Raw genomic sequence first — 14,886 nt, 5'->3', positions numbered from 1 at the left:
CCGTGATATTTCCGGTCAGGAAATGGTCCCAAGCTGCGGTGGCCATTTCGCCCGAAAGGGCAGAAAATGGCGCGAGTGACGGGGCTCGAACCCGCGACCTCCGGCGTGACAGGCCGGCACTCTAACCAACTGAGCTACACCCGCGTGTGCTTGGGAGCAGCGCCAATATGCGCCGCGCCCTACCCTGTCAACCGTCGCTTTCGTCCTTTGTGCGATTTAATCTGTCACGCACCTCTTCGGCGGTCGTCAGCGTGCCGTGCTCGAACAGGAAACCCGCCAGATCCGGCGTTCCGGTCGACGCGAGGATCGTCTGCAGGATCAGCAGCAGGGGCACCGCGAGCAGCGCTCCCGGCGTTCCCCAAACCCATCCCCAGAAGCTGAGCGAAACGAGAATCAGCAGCGGATTGATCGTCAGCCGCTTGCCGAGGACCAGCGGCGTAACGAGATTCGCCTCGACCAGATGCACGCCGATGAAGATCAGCGCCGGCAATAGCGCGAATCCGACGGCGTCGAAGGTCATCAGCCCGCCGAGCGCCAGCAGTGTCGCGGCGACGATCGGCCCCAGATAGGGCACGAAATTGCAGATGCTGACGATCCCGCCCCACATGAAGGGCGACGGCATCCCGAGCGCCCACAGCAACAGCGACACCGTAAGCCCGAGGATCGCGTTGATCATGGTGATTGTGGCGAGATAGTCGGCGGTCGCATCGACGACATTCTGGATGACCCGCGCGGTCTGCATCGCCCCGTCGAAACTTCCGCGACGACGGATCGTACCCCGCCGCAGCCGCGTCCAGCCGGCAAGGAAGAAGAAGATCACGAGCACAGCGAAGAAAAGCTGGATCGCTGCCGCGGGCGCCGCCGAGATGAAATAGTCCACCACCGACGCCGGCGCCTGCGCTGCGACCGCCTGCGCCGTAGCTTCGGTGCCGGTCGCGACCGAGGTCAGGGTGCGATCGACGAATTTCTGAAGGCTCGAATAGAAATCGATGAGCGGCGCGAGGTTGCTCTGGATTCGCGGAATCGATTCGGGAATCCTTGCAAACCAGCCGGTTGCGGGCAGCACGATGATCGCGAGCGCGGCATTGATGATCGCGACGAAGCCCGCGAGCGACAGGAATGCGGCCAGCGACGACGGCACGCCGTGCCGCTCGAGCCATTCGAGCAGGGGCACAAGCGCGATCGAGATGACGATCGCAGCGGTCAGCGGCAGGAAGAATTCGGCGCCGGCCTTCAACGCGAAGGGCAGCCCCAGGCAAAAGGCCGCGCCGAGGATCAGCGCCAGCGCCGCCAGCAGGCGATCGCGGCGAAAATCGTCGATTTCGAGCTGGCGCAGGGGGTCTGCGGGCGCGCCGCGTGCGTCCTTCCTGCCCCTGTCTTCAGCCACGCGGCGGTCCTTCCCCGGTTAACCCGTTCGTCTTACGCGACCTTTACCTGTCGCGCCAGCCCGCCCGATTTGCGACGAACCGCGCGCCCCGCCTGTCCCCAAATGGGTCAAAACACCGTTTTCTATCGGTATTTTAACCAGAAATTACCCTTTTTCTCCGATGACGGGCTCCACGGACCAGCATTTGGAGTCAAAATCATGGTGAAAGCGCCTGTGGGGGGCGCGAAGCATCATAAGCTTCTTCTTCCCTCTTCTACCGCCCTTGCGCTCGTCATTGCGCTCACGCTGCCGTCGCAGGCTCATGCCGCGGGCACGCGCGCCGGCACCACGATCAGCAACACCGCAACTGCCAGCTTCGACAACGGCTCGGGAACGACGACGGTCGATTCGAACCGCGTCGACCTGCGCGTAGACGAACTGCTCGACGTGACCGTGGCGTCGGGCAACCCGTCGGATGTGCCGACGACCCCGGGCGCCACGAACCAGGTGCTGACCTATTCGGTGACCAACACCGGCAACGGCCAGGAAGCGTTCCGCCTCAGCACGATCGCCAATGTCGGCGGCGACAATTACGACCCCGTCGTTACCCAGATCTATATCGACAACGGCGACGGCGTCTTCGATGCCAGCACCGACACGCTCTATACGGCGGGGACCAACGATCCGGTTCTCAATCCCGATCAGAGCGTTCGCGTTTTCGTCATTGCGACCACGCCGGGCACCGTCACCGACGGCAATCGCGGCATTGTGACGCTCGTCGCAGCTGCGAAAACCGGCACCGGCACCCCCGGAACCGTGTTTGCGGGCCAAGGCGAAGGCGGCGGCGACGCGATCGTCGGTTCGACCGGCGCCGACGGCCAGGACAATGGCGCATTCCGCGTCTCGGCAGCGACCGTCACCCTCGTCAAATCGGCATCGATCGTCGATCCCTTCGGCGGCAGCGAGCCCGTTCCGGGCGCCACCATCACCTATACGATCACCGCGACCGTCGCGGGTTCGGGATCGGTGAGCGGACTTGCCATCACCGACAATATTCCGGCCGACACCGCCTATGTCGCAGGTTCGATCACGCTCGGCGGCAGCGGCCTGACCGACGCGGTCGACGCCGACGCCGGTGATTACAACGGCACGCGCATTCGCGTCGGCCTTGGCACCGTAGCCGGTGGCCAGACGCGCACCGTCACCTTCCGCACGAGGATCAACTGATGAAGATCAAGGCCTTCTTCCTGTTTCTGGCGGCTCTTGCGCCGGCGCAGGCTTTCGCTGCGAACAATGTCGCGCTCGACAACAGCGTATTCGTCGAACGGGTCACGACCGACGCCGCCGGCAAGGAACGTGTCCTGCTCGAGGAGCCAAAGGTCGTCGTTCCCGGCGACAAGCTCGTCTTCGTCCTGAACTATCGCAATGCGGGAAATCAGCCCGCCGACAAGTTCGTGGTCACCAATCCGATGCCGTCCGCCGTGCGCTTCGCTGGTGCCGGCAATGCCGGAACGCTCGTCTCGGTCGACGGCGGCAAGGCCTGGGGTGCGCTCGAGACCCTCACCGTCATTCAGCCCGACGGCACCCGCCGTGCGGCGCAGCCCGCCGATGTGACCCACATCCGGTGGGCGTTTCAGAAACCCATTCCCGCTGGGGGCACCGGGAAGCTCATGTTCCGGGGAGTAGTAAAATAATCCTTTGAAAAAAGCCGCTTAACGGTTGCCAGCGGTGGGGAATTCGGCAGCCAACCAAGCCTAGGAGCTCAGCTATGACCAGCAAGCTGACTTACTGGGGTGTCATCGGTCTGGCAGCGACGTCCGTCGTTGCTGCCAGCCCGGCTTATGCAGCCGGGACCGCCGCAGGCGCCTCGATTACGAATACCGCCACCGTCGACTATCAGGTCGGGGGCGTCTCTCAGGGCCAGCAGACGGCGTCGAACACTTTCGTCGTCGACCGCGTGGTCAACCTGACCGTCATCGACCTCGACGGGGCCACGACGACCGTGGTTCCGGGACAGGCCAATGCCGTCACGACCTTTCGCCTGACGAACAACTCGAACGAAACGCTCGACTTCGCACTCGCGGCCACCCAGGCAGCGGGCGGAGCAGGCGCGCACGCGGGTCCGGCGGACAATTTCGACCTTCCCGCGCTTTCGATCTATCGCGATACCAATGGCAACAACACCTATGATGCCGGTACCGATACGCTCGTGACCTTTGCCGACGAACTGCCGGCGGACTCGAGCGTCGTGCTGTTCGTGGTTGGCAATATTCCGGCCACCCGCGTGAACAACGACCGTGCGGTCGTCCAGCTGCGTGCCACGGCACGCGAGGGCGGCACGGCCGGTTCGATGGGCGCCGCTATCACCCAGACGACGGGTGCCAACACTGCGGCCAAGGACACCGTCTTTGCCGACACCGCCGGTGTGAACGATGCGGCACGCGACGGCGCGCACAGCGCCGCCGACGACTATACGGTGCAGACGGCCACGCTGGCTGTGTCGAAAAGCAGCCGCGTCATCTCGGATCCGATCAACGGTACGACGAATCCGAAACTGATTCCGGGCGCTGTGGTCGAATATTGCATCGCGGTCGGCAACTCCGGCGGCGCTCCCGCGACGTCGGTGCTCGTCAATGACCCGGTTCCGGCGCAGCTGACCTTCAACGCAGGTTCGATCCTGCTTGGCGGCACCTACACCGGCACCGTGCCCAGCGGCACCTGCGACTTCAACGGGACCGCAGGTGGCAGCTACACGGGCACGACCGTGAGCGGCACGATCGCATCGATCGCGGCGGGTGCTTCGAGCACCCTCGTGTTCCGCGCGACGGTCAACTGACCTGACGGAATGACGGGGCAGCGGGGATAAGCGTCACAGACGCGCCCCCCGCTGCCCTCTTCGGGACCAGCGATGAACTTCCGCCAGACATACAAGTCTTTCGTGACCGCCCTGGTCGCGGCAGCCATGCTGCCCGCGGCGAACCCGGCGCTCGCGCAGGTGATTTCCAATACCGCTTCGGCGAACTGGACCGACAACGGCCAGAATGGCGCGACGCTGTCGAACCGCGTCGATGTGACGGTGACGTCGCGTCCGCCCGAACAGCCCGTCATCAAGACCTATCGCATCGTCGACGATGGCGGCAACAAGACGGCACCGCTCGTCCCGACGCGCTGCGCGGGTTCGGGTGGCGGCATCGCCGCGCTTTCGACCGCATCGAATGGCGGTCAGCTCATCCAGCTCGCCGGCGTCTATGCCGGCATGCCGACCAGCCCGGCTTCCCTCCAGAGCAGCGATGCGTTTCGCGCCGGAGAAGTGCTGGTGGTCGGCGTCACGCTCGCCTCGGCGAACGTCAACCCGAACGCGATCGATACGCTTCCGGTCGTCCTCGACCTCGCCAATGGCGACAGCGAGCGCATCACGCTGACCGAAACCGCCGCGAACAGCGGTGAATTCGTCGGCTTTATCAATACGATCGGCGTTCCGCCCGCGGTCGTCGCGGGCGACTGCCGCCTGTCGGTCAATCCGGGAACCCCGATCCAGCTGCGCGTGACCGATGCCGCCAACGCCAGCCTCGTCGCGATCGCGACGATCGACTTCCTCGTCGATCCCTTCGGCATCGTTTTCGACAGCGGCGACGGTTCGGCCGTTCCGGGCAGCCGCGTCACGCTGATCAACACCGCGACCGGCCAGCCCGCGCAGGTGTTCGGCGATGACGGCGTGAGCGCCTATCCCGCAACGGTCATTACCGGGCAGAATGTCACCGACGGCAGCGGCAAGGTCTATACCTTCCCTCCCGGCGACTACCGCTTCCCGTTCGTGGCGCCCGGCTCCTACCGTCTGGTGGTCGAGCCCCCCGCGCCCTATACCGCACCCTCGAAGACGAGCGCCGCGGATCTCTCGGGCCTCCGTCGTCCCGACGACGGCCTGCCCTTCACCATCACCGACGCAAGCTACAGCCGCGACTTCACGCTCGACAGCCCTGCGCCCGTGCGCGTCGACATTCCGGTCGACCAGCCCGGCCTGCCGCTGATCCTGCGCAAGACGACGTCCACGCAAACCGCGGTTCCCGGCGATGTCGTGCAGTACCGGATCGAGGTCGCAAATCGCGACGCGCGGCGCTCGACGGGCTCGGTAACGGTGAGCGACGAACTTCCCGTCGGGATGCGCCTGCGCGCCGACACGGTCCGGGTGAACGGCATCCGCGTTGACGCGGTCGTAAACGCCAACGGCCGCAACTTCTCCGTCACCCTGCCCCCGGTCGCGCCTTCGGGTACCGTACTGCTGACCTATGTCGCCGAAGTCATCGTCTCGGCACAGCCCGGCAGCGCGCTCAACCGTGCGTCGGCCGCCGACAATCGCGGGACCGAGAGCAATGTCGCCGAAGCGACGATCGCGATCAAACGCGACCAGCTTGGCGACCGCATGACGATCATCGGCCGTATTACCGACGGCGGCTGCAGCGTGAACCCCGGCAAGGCACCGGGTGTCGCCGGCATCCGCGTCATGTTGCAGGACGGCAGCTACACCGTCACCGACGAGGACGGCCGCTATCATTTCGAGGGCGTCCGTCCCGGCCTGCATGTCGTCCAGATCGACCCCTCGACGCTGCCGCTCGATCGCGAGGCGATCGACTGCGCCCGCTCGACCGCAAGCGCCGGCAGCGCGATCTCGCGCTTCGTCGAAGGCCGCGGCGGCTCGCTGAAACGCGCCGATTTCCGCGCTGTCGCCGCCGCGCCGCGCACCGCGCCGAACAAGGCGCAGTTCGAGGCTCCCACGCCCCTCAGCGACCCGGAAGCCGCCGGAGCGAACCGCGACTGGCTTGCCGGACAGGCTCCGGGCATCGGCTGGCTGTTCCCCGAACCCGATCATAATCCGCGCACCAAGGCCATCCGCGCGGCGATCAAGCACGCGCCGGGACAGAAAGTCTCGCTGACGATCAACGGCAAGCCTGTCGACGACCTGACCTTCGAGGGGACGAGCAAGTCGGCCGACGGCCTCGTTGCGGCGAGCGTGTGGCGCGGCATCGAGATCCGCGAGGGCGAGAACAAGCTCGTCGCACAGGTGAAGGACGAGAGCGGCAGTGTGATCGAGACGATCGAGCGCAACGTCCATTATTCGATCACCCCAATGCGCGCGACGCTGATTCGCGAAAAGTCGGTGCTGATCGCCGATGGCGTGACGCGCCCGGTGATTGCCGTGCGCCTGACCGACCGCGACGGCAAGCCGATCCGCGCCGGCCTGACGGGCGACTTCAGCGTCCCCGCGCCCTATTACCCCGCAGTCGAAGCCGACGCCCAGCAGGCGCGCCAGCTCGCCGGCCTCGAACGCGCGCAGCCCGTGTGGCGCGTCGATGGCGACGATGGCATCGCCTATATCGAGCTCGAGCCGACGACCGCGTCGGGAACGCTGACGATGGATTTTGCCTTCCGCGACGACAAGGTCGAGCGCCGGCAGACGATCGAAACCTGGCTCGATCCGGGCGACCGCCCGTGGACCGTCGTCGGCTTCGCCGCAGGCACGATCGGCTACAACACGCTCGACGACCGCATGGAACCCGTCGCCGAGACGCTCGACGACCTCAACGCCGATGCGCGCCTTGCGCTTTATGCAAAGGGCCGTGTGCAGGGCAAATGGCTGATGACGCTGTCGTATGACAGCGACAAGGACAAGGACGACGCACGCTTCGGCGGCGCGATCGATCCGCGCGCCTATTATACGATCTACGCCGACCGGAACGAGACGCGTTATGATGCCGCCTCGGTCCGCAAGCTCTATCTGCGCCTCGAACGCCCACAATTCTATGCGATGTTCGGCGATATCGAGACCGGCATCTCGGAGCCGCAGCTCGCCCGCTACCAGCGCGCGCTGAACGGCGGCAAGGCCGAATATCGTGGGCGCAACGTCGCCGCGACGGCTTTCGTCGCCGACACGCCGTACCGCTTCCGCCGCGACGAGATCCAGGGCAACGGCCTGACCGGTCCGTACCAGCTCGGCGCGCGCGACATCCTGCCGAACAGCGAACGCATCGTCATCGAGACGCGCGACCGCATCCACAGCGAACGCATCGTCGAAAGCGTCAGCCTGACGCGTAACATCGACTATGACATCGACTATCTGGCGGGCACGATCCGTTTCCGTTCACCGGTGCTCAGCCGTTCGTCGAGCCTCGATCCGCAGTTCATTGTCGCCGAATATGAAGTCGACGGCATCGGCGAACGCGTGCTCAACGCGGGCGGCCGCGTCAGCTACCAGTCGAATGACGAGAAGCTGCGGGTCGGCGCGACCTTCATCCACGATGAAGATAACAGCACCAAGACGAATCTCGGCGGCGTCGATGCGCGCTATCGCCCGAACGTCGATACCGAAGTGCGCGCCGAATATGCGGTGAGCGACGCGAAGGCGAAGAATGGCAGCAGCGCCGCCGCCGCCGGAACCGCGAAGGCATGGCTGATCGAGGCCGAGCATCACAGCCGGAGCGCCGACTTCCTCGCCTATGTCCGCGAGCGCGAAGCGGGCTTCGGCACCGGCCAGCTCAACAGCGGCGAGGACGGCACACGCAAGTTCGGCTTCGACGCCCGCCTGAAGGCGACGCGCAGCCTGTCGGTGACCGGCAGCGCCTGGCAGGAAGATTATCTCGACGTCGACGCGCGCCGCCGCGCTGCGAAGGCACTCGTCGAATATGACACCGGAACGACGGTTCTTCGCGCTGGGCTGACCCACGCCGACGACCGCCTGTCGGACGGTTCGCGCAACACCTCGAACATCGTCCAGCTCGGCGCGACACAGCGGCTGTTCGACAAGAAGCTCGAACTCGACGCGCAGACCGAATTCGCGCTGGGCGGCAAGGACGGCAGCGTCGACTTCCCGACCCGTCACCGCATCGGTGCGCGCTATGCGGTGACGCGCGACGTGAACCTCGTCGGCAGCTACGAAATCGCCGATGGCGACACGATCCGCGCCCGCACCGCCCGCATCGGTTTCGATCTGGCACCGTGGGCCGGCGCTCGCCTGCTCGCGACCGCGAACCAGCAGGAAATCAGCGAATATGGCCCGCGCAGCTTCGCCGCCTATGGTCTGTCGCAGTCGCTGAAACTCGACGAGCATTGGTCGGTCGACCTCTCGCTCGACGGCAACCGCACGATCGGCGGCATCCGTGCCAGCGACGTGCTCAACGTCAACCAGCCGGTCGCATCGGGCGGCTTCCTGGGCGACAACGGCACGCTGACCGAGGATTTCACCGCGATCAGCGCGGGCGCCACCTATCGCGCCGACCGCTGGACGATCACCGGACGCGCCGAGTATCGCGACGGCGAACTCGCCAACCGCTACGGCCTGACGCTCGGCGGTCTCCGCCAGCTCGGCGAGGGTCAGGCGCTCGGCGCACTCTTCACCTATGCCAAGGCCAGCGGCGCGGGCACGACCCCGACGACCGAAGTCATCACCTTCGAGGCAAGCTGGGCGCATCGTCCCGCCGACTCGCAAATCTCGTGGCTCAACAAGAGCGAGTTCCGGTCGGACAAGGTTCGGGATGCGGTGGCCGGTCAGGCTGGCCCGGTCGGCGGCGCCGTGCTGACGATCGATGGTGACGCGACGAGCCGCCGCCTGCTCAACAGCCTGTCGATCAACTGGACGCCGCTCGGCGACCGCGGGATCGGCAGCGGCGACGGCTGGTACGAACGCGCAGAAATCGGCCTGTTCTGGGGCACGCGCTATAATTTCGACCGCTTCGGCGCGGACGATGTGAAAGGCTGGTCGAACCTGCTCGGCGCCGACTTCCGCTTCAACCTGACCGAAAATATCGATGTCGGCGCCTCGGGCACCGCGCGGATCGGCACCGGCGGCGATACCGTCGCGTGGGCGGGCGGTCCGACCGTAACGCTGGCTCCGATGAAGAACGCCAACATCACCTTCGGCTACAACTTCTCGGGCTTCCACGACCGCGACTTCGAAGACGCGCGCTTCTCGCGGTCGGGCGCCTATGTGACCTTCAAGCTGAAGTTCGACCAGACGAGCTTTGCGGGGCTCGGCCTTTAATCGGCGAACAGCAGAACCGGCGTCTCGATCAGCTTCTTGAGCGCCTGCACATAGCTCGCGGCGTCCCAGCCATCGACGACGCGGTGGTCGCAGCTGATCGAGAGGTTCATCAGTTTCGCGCGGCGGATGTCGTCGCCGTCGAAGACCGGGCGCTCGACGATCTTGTTCGGGCCGATTATCGCGACTTCGGGGCGGTTGATCACCGGCGTCGTCGCGATGCCGCCGAGCGGGCCGAGCGAGGTCACGGTCAGCGTGCCGCCGGTCAGTTCCTCGACCTTCGCCTTGCCGGTCCGCGCGGCCTCAGCCAAGCGACTGATTTCACTCGCGAGTTGCCATACATTCTTGTCCTGCGCATCGCGGATAACCGGAACCATCAGCCCTGCGTCGGTCTGCGTCGCCATGCCCAGATGCACCGCGCCATAGCGCGTCACCACGCCGCCTTCGTCGTCGTAGCGCGCGTTGATCATCGGAAATTGCGGGATCGTGCGGCAGATCGCGACGATCAGGAAGGGCAGCATCGTCAGCTTCGGACGCCCGCCGCGATTGGCGTTCAAATCGGCGCGCATCTCTTCGAGCGCGGTGACGTCCATTTCCTCGACATAGGTGAAATGCGGGATCGCGCGCTTCGACGCCGCCATATTCTCGGCGATCTTGCGGCGCATGCCGATGACCTTGACGGGCTCGTCGGCGCGGGCGCGGCTGACGCCCGGCGCGTGATAGCCCTGCCCGCCGCTGTAGCGCAGGAAAGCGTCGAGGTCGGAATGGCGGATGCGGTCGCCCTCGGCATGAACCTGCCCCAGATCGACGCCCAGATCTTTGGCGCGCGCACGCACGGCGGGCGAAGCGAGGACAGCGCGGCTATGCGCGGCGGGCGCAGCGACGGGAGCCGGTTCGGGTGCTGGAACGGGCGCAGGCGCGGGTGTCGGAGCAGGCGCGACTTCGGCAACCGAAATTTCTTCGGCCCCCGGCGTTTCAGCCACGATTTCTTCCTTGACCGGCGTATCGGCGGGCGGCGCGTCGACGGCGCCCTCGCCTTCGGTCTCGATCACCGCGAGCGTCGAACCGATCGACACCATGTCGCCGACCTCGCCCGCCAGTTCGACCACGATCCCCGTCACCGGCGATTCCATTTCGACGGTCGCCTTGTCGGTCATCATGTCGGCAAGCTGCGCATCTTCCTCGATGCGATCGCCGACCTTGACGTGCCAGGCGACGATCTCGGCCTCGGCAATGCCTTCGCCGATGTCGGGCAGACGGAACGAATAACGAGCCATGGCGGTCAGTCCTTCAGAATCTTGGTCAGCGCGGTCGCGATACGGACCGGACCGGGGAAATAGGCCCATTCGAGGCTGTGCGGATACGGCGTGTCGAAGCCGGTAACGCGTTCGACCGGCGCCTCGAGGTGATAGAAGCAGCGTTCCTGAACGAGCGCAGCGAGTTCGGCGCCGAAGCCCGAGGTACGCGTCGCTTCGTGGATGATCAGGCAGCGCCCGGTCTTCTTCACCGACGTCTCGATCGCGTCGATGTCGAGCGGCAGCAGCGTGCGCAGGTCTATGATCTCGGCGTCGATGCCCATTTCCTCGACGATCGTCCTGGTGACATGGACCATCGTGCCATAGGCGAGGATGGTGAGCGCCTCGCCCTCACGGACCGTCGCGGCCTTGCCGAGATCGATGCGGTAATAACCCTCCGGCACCGCGCTCGCGTCATGCTTCGACCAGGGCTCGACCGGGCGGTCGTAATAGCCGCTGAACGGGCCGTTGTAGATGCGCTTGGGTTCGAGGAAGACGACGGGGTCGTTGTCCTCGATCGCCGCGATCAGCAGGCCTTTTGCGTCGTAGGGGTTCGACGGAATGACGGTTTTCACGCCGCAGATATGCGTCATGATGCTTTCGGGCGACTGGCTGTGCGTCTGGCCGCCGAAAATGCCCCCGCCGAACGGCGTCCGCACGGTCATGGGGCAGATATAGTCGTTTGCCGAGCGATAGCGCAGCCGCGCCGCCTCGCTGACGAGCTGATCGAGCCCCGGGTATATGTAGTCGGCGAACTGGATCTCGGGAACCGGACGCAGGCCATAGGCCCCCATGCCGACCGCGACGCCGATGATGCCGCATTCGTTGATCGGCGTGTCGAACACGCGCGTCTTGCCGTGCTTTTTCTGCAGGCCCGCGGTCGCGCGGAACACGCCGCCGAAGAAGCCGACGTCCTCGCCCATCACGACGGTGTTGGGGTCGCGTTCGAGCATGATGTCCATGGCGCTGTTGATCGCCTCGATCATGTTCATGGTCTTGATGTCCGCGCTCATTATTCGGGCTTCCAGTTCGGGCCGAACTTGGCCTCTTGCTCGGCGAGCATCTGATCGCATTGTTCCTTGAGGTGCCAGGGCATCTCCTCGAACACGTCCTGGAACATCGTCTCGAACGGCTGATGCATACCATGCCCGAGAATTCCGAGCTTTTCTGACTGCTTCTGGGTCGTCTTTACCAGCTCTTCGAGTTCTTTGGCCTGCGCGGCGTGGCGCTCGTCGTCCCATTCGCCGAGCACTTCGAGATGCTGTTTCAGCCGTGCGATCGGATCGCCGAGCGGCCAGGCGGTCGCTTCGTCGGCGGCGCGATAGGCGCTCGGATCGTCCGAGGTGCTATGCCCCTCGCTACGATAGGTGAAATGCTCGATCAGCGTCGGACCGTTGTTCGTGCGCGCGCGATCGGCCGCCCACTGTGTCGCAGCGTAAACCGCGAGCGGATCGTTGCCGTCGACACGCAGGCCCGCGATGCCATAGCCCACGGCGCGCGCGGCAAAGGTCGTGCGTTCGCCGCCCGCAAAGCCCGAAAAGCTCGAGATCGCCCACTGGTTGTTGACGACGTTGAAGATGACCGGTGCGTTATAGACGGTCGCAAACGTCAGCGCCGAGTGGAAGTCGCCTTCGGCCGACGAGCCCTCACCGCACCACACGGTCGCGATCCGCGTATCGCCCTTCGAAGCCGAAGCCATCGCCCAGCCCACCGCCTGCGGATATTGCGTCGCGAGATTGCCCGACACGCTGAAGAAACCATGCTCGGGCGCCGAATACATGATCGGTAGCTGACGGCCGAGCAGATGGTCGCCGCGGTTCGAATAGATCTGGTTCATCATCCGGATCAGCGGATAGTCGCGCGTGATCAGGATGCCCTGCTGGCGATAGCTGGGGAAGCACATGTCGCCGCGGTCGATCGCCATGGTCGAGGCGACCGACGTCGCCTCCTCGCCGGTGCACTTCATATAGAAGCTGGTCTTGCCCTGCCGCTGTGCACGGAACATGCGATCGTCGAACGCGCGGGTCAGCATCATGTAACGCAGCATCGCGCGCAGCCGTTCGGCGCCCAGCTTCGGGTCCCATTGCCCCTTTGCGACACCGTCGAAATCGAGCACGCGGACAAGGCCGTAGCAAAGGTCGCGCATCGCGTCGGGCTTGGTCGCTTCGCCCGGACGGGGGGTCGCGTCGACTGCGGGAACGACGATGTCGCCGAAGTCGGGGGTGTCGCCGGGGCGGTAGCGGGGCTCGGGAATATGGAGCGAAAGCGGCGGCAGATTGCTCGCCGGCCGCCGATGCGACTCAGGCATATCTTCTTCCCTTCGGGCGCGAATCGCGCGCCTAGTTATATTTCAACGTGGCGACATATTATTACGGTCGCCATACGAATGCAACGGCAGCGATCAGACCGCGACAGGCGCGGAAATATGCGCTTGCGGCGCATAGGCCTCGACCGCGAAATCCTCGAACTTGTAATCGAAAATGCTCGAAGGCCGGCGAATGATGCGCAGCTTGGGCGCGCCTTCCGGAATCCGCTGCAACTGCTGTTCGACCAGTTCGGCATGGTTGAGGTACAGATGCACGTCACCGCCGGTCCAGACGACCTCGTGCGCGCGCAGATCGCACTGCTGCGCGATCATCCGCGTCAGCAACGCCGCCTCGAAAATGTTGAAGGCGAAGCCAAGTCCCAGATCGCACGAGCGCTGGAACAGCAGGCACGACAACCCACCGTCGCTGCGGACGTGGAACTGATAGGTCATATGGCACGGCGGCAGCGCCATCCGGTCCAGATCGGCGACGTTCCACCCGGTGAAGATGTGCCGGCGCGATCCCGGATTGTTGCGGAGCGAGTCGATCAGTGCCGCGATCTGGTTGTGTCCCTGCGCGGCACGGCGGAACAGCCCCTCGCCCGCGGGTTCATAGCGCGGCCAATTGACCCATTGGTGGCCATAGACCGGGCCAAGATCGCCCCATTGCCGGGCAAACGTCTCGTCGGCGACGATCCGGGCCTCGAAATCCTCTGCGCTGATATTTTCACCGCTGGCCTTGCGATATTTTTCGAGCGGCCAGTCGGTCCAGATCTTCACACCCTGCGCCACCAGCGAACGGATATTGGTGTCGCCGGTGAGGAACCACAGCATCTCGCGCAGCGCCGTCTTCCAATAGACGCGCTTGGTCGTCAGCAGCGGAATCGCGTCATCCTTCAGCGAGAATCGCATCGTCTCGCCGAACAGCGATCGCGTGCCGACGCCGGTGCGATCGACGCGTTCGTCGCCTTCCACCCAGATGCGGCGCATCAGGTCGAGATATTGCAGTTCATAGTGGATGGAATCGGGCAAGACTCGCTCCTGGCTGGGACACTCTTTGCTAGGCCGCACGGCGCGGCGCGACAAGGGGCGCGGGAGAAGGTCCGATACGGCCCAGTCCGCACTTTCGCGGCGGCCGCCGCCGGCGCATATCGCCGATGTGACCCTGTTCGAACCCGTCGGCCTTCCGCCCCCGACCGCAATCGCAGCCGGTTTCGTACCGCGCGAGGCCGAAGACGAGCTCGCGCGCCAGCTTCTTCGTCCCATGTTTGCCGCCACCGGAGAATCCATGCTGCTTGCGGGCTTCGACGCCTATGCACGGCTCGTCGGGTTCGAGGATATTGCCGGCGATCCGACGGGACGCTGCGTGATCGTGCCGCAATCGTGGCGTCGCCTGCTGGGCCGCCCGGTGGCGGCCGTCGTCATGGCGCACAACCACCCCTCCGGAATTGCGCGCCCGAGCGAAGCCGATATCGCCTGCACGCGCGAGCCGGACAGTTTCTGCGGCTCGCGGGCATCGATCTTTCGGATCATCTGATTTTCGTCGAAACGGGTCATTTCAGCTTTCGCCATGCCCGGCTGATCTAGTCCGAACAATCGTCGCGGCTATGCCGATTGGCGCTTGATGTTCGCAAAATGCGCGTCTAGAGGACCGCCCTGCCTTCGCGCCGGTCCGCCGGCGCAAAGATCGGTCGGGGAGTAGCTCAGCCTGGTAGAGCACTGTCTTCGGGAGGCAGGGGCCGGAGGTTCGAATCCTCTCTCCCCGACCAGTTTCTTTTGAAATCAACAACCCTTGTATCCTGCGGCGACAATCCCTAGATTGTTGCTACGCCGTCGTGGTTTTCCCCCTTTCCATCACGGCGAGTGCCCTGTCGCATGACATGGGTGCGTC

General features: G+C 65.1%; 10 protein-coding genes and 2 tRNA genes. 6 read left to right on the top strand and 6 right to left on the bottom strand.

What is annotated here, in order from left to right:
• Positions 1-67 precede the first annotated feature (67 nt).
• Positions 68-144: transfer RNA gene (locus L7H23_RS00760), tRNA-Asp, on the bottom strand.
• Between the two features lie 43 nt (positions 145-187).
• Positions 188-1,387 carry an AI-2E family transporter gene (locus tag L7H23_RS00755; RefSeq protein WP_237837462.1) on the bottom strand — a complete coding sequence of 400 codons (1,200 nt, stop codon included), beginning with the start codon at positions 1,385-1,387 and terminating at the stop codon, positions 188-190.
• A 198-nt stretch (positions 1,388-1,585) separates the two neighbouring features.
• Here L7H23_RS00755 and L7H23_RS00750 point away from each other — a divergent pair, with 198 nt between their 5' ends.
• The 4 genes from L7H23_RS00750 to L7H23_RS00735 all read left to right on the top strand — a co-directional run bounded on the left by L7H23_RS00750 (position 1,586) and on the right by L7H23_RS00735 (position 9,398).
• On the top strand, positions 1,586-2,593 hold the full coding sequence (locus L7H23_RS00750) for a hypothetical protein (RefSeq protein WP_237837461.1): 1,008 nt from the start codon (positions 1,586-1,588) through the stop codon (positions 2,591-2,593).
• Positions 2,593-3,060, top strand: a complete 468-nt coding sequence (locus L7H23_RS00745; RefSeq protein ID WP_237837460.1) for a hypothetical protein — start codon at positions 2,593-2,595, stop codon at positions 3,058-3,060. The genes L7H23_RS00750 and L7H23_RS00745 overlap by 1 nt, the downstream gene beginning before the upstream one ends.
• Before the next feature lie 74 nt (positions 3,061-3,134).
• A complete protein-coding gene (locus L7H23_RS00740; RefSeq protein WP_237837459.1) occupies positions 3,135-4,202 on the top strand; it encodes a DUF11 domain-containing protein in 1,068 nt (355 codons plus the stop codon).
• A gap of 102 nt (positions 4,203-4,304) precedes the next feature.
• Positions 4,305-9,398, top strand: coding sequence for a hypothetical protein (locus tag L7H23_RS00735; protein WP_237837458.1), 5,094 nt, complete (start codon positions 4,305-4,307; stop codon positions 9,396-9,398).
• Here L7H23_RS00735 and L7H23_RS00730 read toward each other — a convergent pair.
• The 4 genes from L7H23_RS00730 to thyA all read right to left on the bottom strand — a co-directional run bounded on the left by L7H23_RS00730 (position 9,395) and on the right by thyA (position 14,027).
• A complete protein-coding gene (locus L7H23_RS00730; RefSeq protein ID WP_237837457.1) occupies positions 9,395-10,672 on the bottom strand; it encodes a dihydrolipoamide acetyltransferase family protein in 1,278 nt (425 codons plus the stop codon). The two genes, L7H23_RS00735 and L7H23_RS00730, sit on opposite strands and share 4 nt — an antisense overlap.
• 5 nt (positions 10,673-10,677) lie before the next feature.
• Positions 10,678-11,682, bottom strand: a complete 1,005-nt coding sequence (locus L7H23_RS00725; RefSeq protein ID WP_237839301.1) for an alpha-ketoacid dehydrogenase subunit beta — start codon at positions 11,680-11,682, stop codon at positions 10,678-10,680.
• Positions 11,683-11,702: 20 nt separating this feature from the next.
• Positions 11,703-12,998, bottom strand: coding sequence for a thiamine pyrophosphate-dependent enzyme (locus L7H23_RS00720; RefSeq protein ID WP_237837456.1), 1,296 nt, complete (start codon positions 12,996-12,998; stop codon positions 11,703-11,705).
• A 93-nt stretch (positions 12,999-13,091) separates the two neighbouring features.
• Positions 13,092-14,027, bottom strand: coding sequence for a thymidylate synthase (gene thyA, locus L7H23_RS00715; RefSeq protein ID WP_275671216.1), 936 nt, complete (start codon positions 14,025-14,027; stop codon positions 13,092-13,094).
• 127 nt (positions 14,028-14,154) lie between these two features.
• On the opposite strand from thyA, the gene L7H23_RS00710 reads away from it, so the two are divergent.
• Both L7H23_RS00710 and L7H23_RS00705 read left to right on the top strand, forming a co-directional pair.
• Positions 14,155-14,532 (top strand): JAB domain-containing protein, encoded by a 378-nt coding sequence (locus tag L7H23_RS00710; protein WP_237837455.1) that lies wholly within the window; start codon positions 14,155-14,157, stop codon positions 14,530-14,532.
• Positions 14,533-14,687: 155 nt separating this feature from the next.
• A tRNA-Pro gene (locus L7H23_RS00705) sits at positions 14,688-14,764 on the top strand.
• Positions 14,765-14,886: the final 122 nt, after the last annotated feature.

This window comes from Sphingopyxis sp. BSN-002 (genome assembly GCF_022024275.1).
Classification (GTDB): domain Bacteria; phylum Pseudomonadota; class Alphaproteobacteria; order Sphingomonadales; family Sphingomonadaceae; genus Sphingopyxis.
This window is presented reverse-complemented; position numbering and strand designations above follow the sequence as displayed.

Excerpts from the sequence above, each read along its gene's own strand:
- L7H23_RS00750 (WP_237837461.1), top strand. The coding sequence starts at position 1,586 with ATGGTGAAAGCGCCTGTGGGGGGCGCGAAGCATCATAAGCTTCTTCTT.
- L7H23_RS00745 (WP_237837460.1), top strand. The coding sequence starts at position 2,593 with ATGAAGATCAAGGCCTTCTTCCTGTTTCTGGCGGCTCTTGCGCCGGCG.
- L7H23_RS00740 (WP_237837459.1), top strand. The coding sequence starts at position 3,135 with ATGACCAGCAAGCTGACTTACTGGGGTGTCATCGGTCTGGCAGCGACG.
- L7H23_RS00730 (WP_237837457.1), bottom strand. The coding sequence starts at position 10,672 with ATGGCTCGTTATTCGTTCCGTCTGCCCGACATCGGCGAAGGCATTGCC.
- L7H23_RS00725 (WP_237839301.1), bottom strand. The coding sequence starts at position 11,682 with ATGAACATGATCGAGGCGATCAACAGCGCCATGGACATCATGCTCGAA.
- L7H23_RS00720 (WP_237837456.1), bottom strand. The coding sequence starts at position 12,998 with ATGCCTGAGTCGCATCGGCGGCCGGCGAGCAATCTGCCGCCGCTTTCG.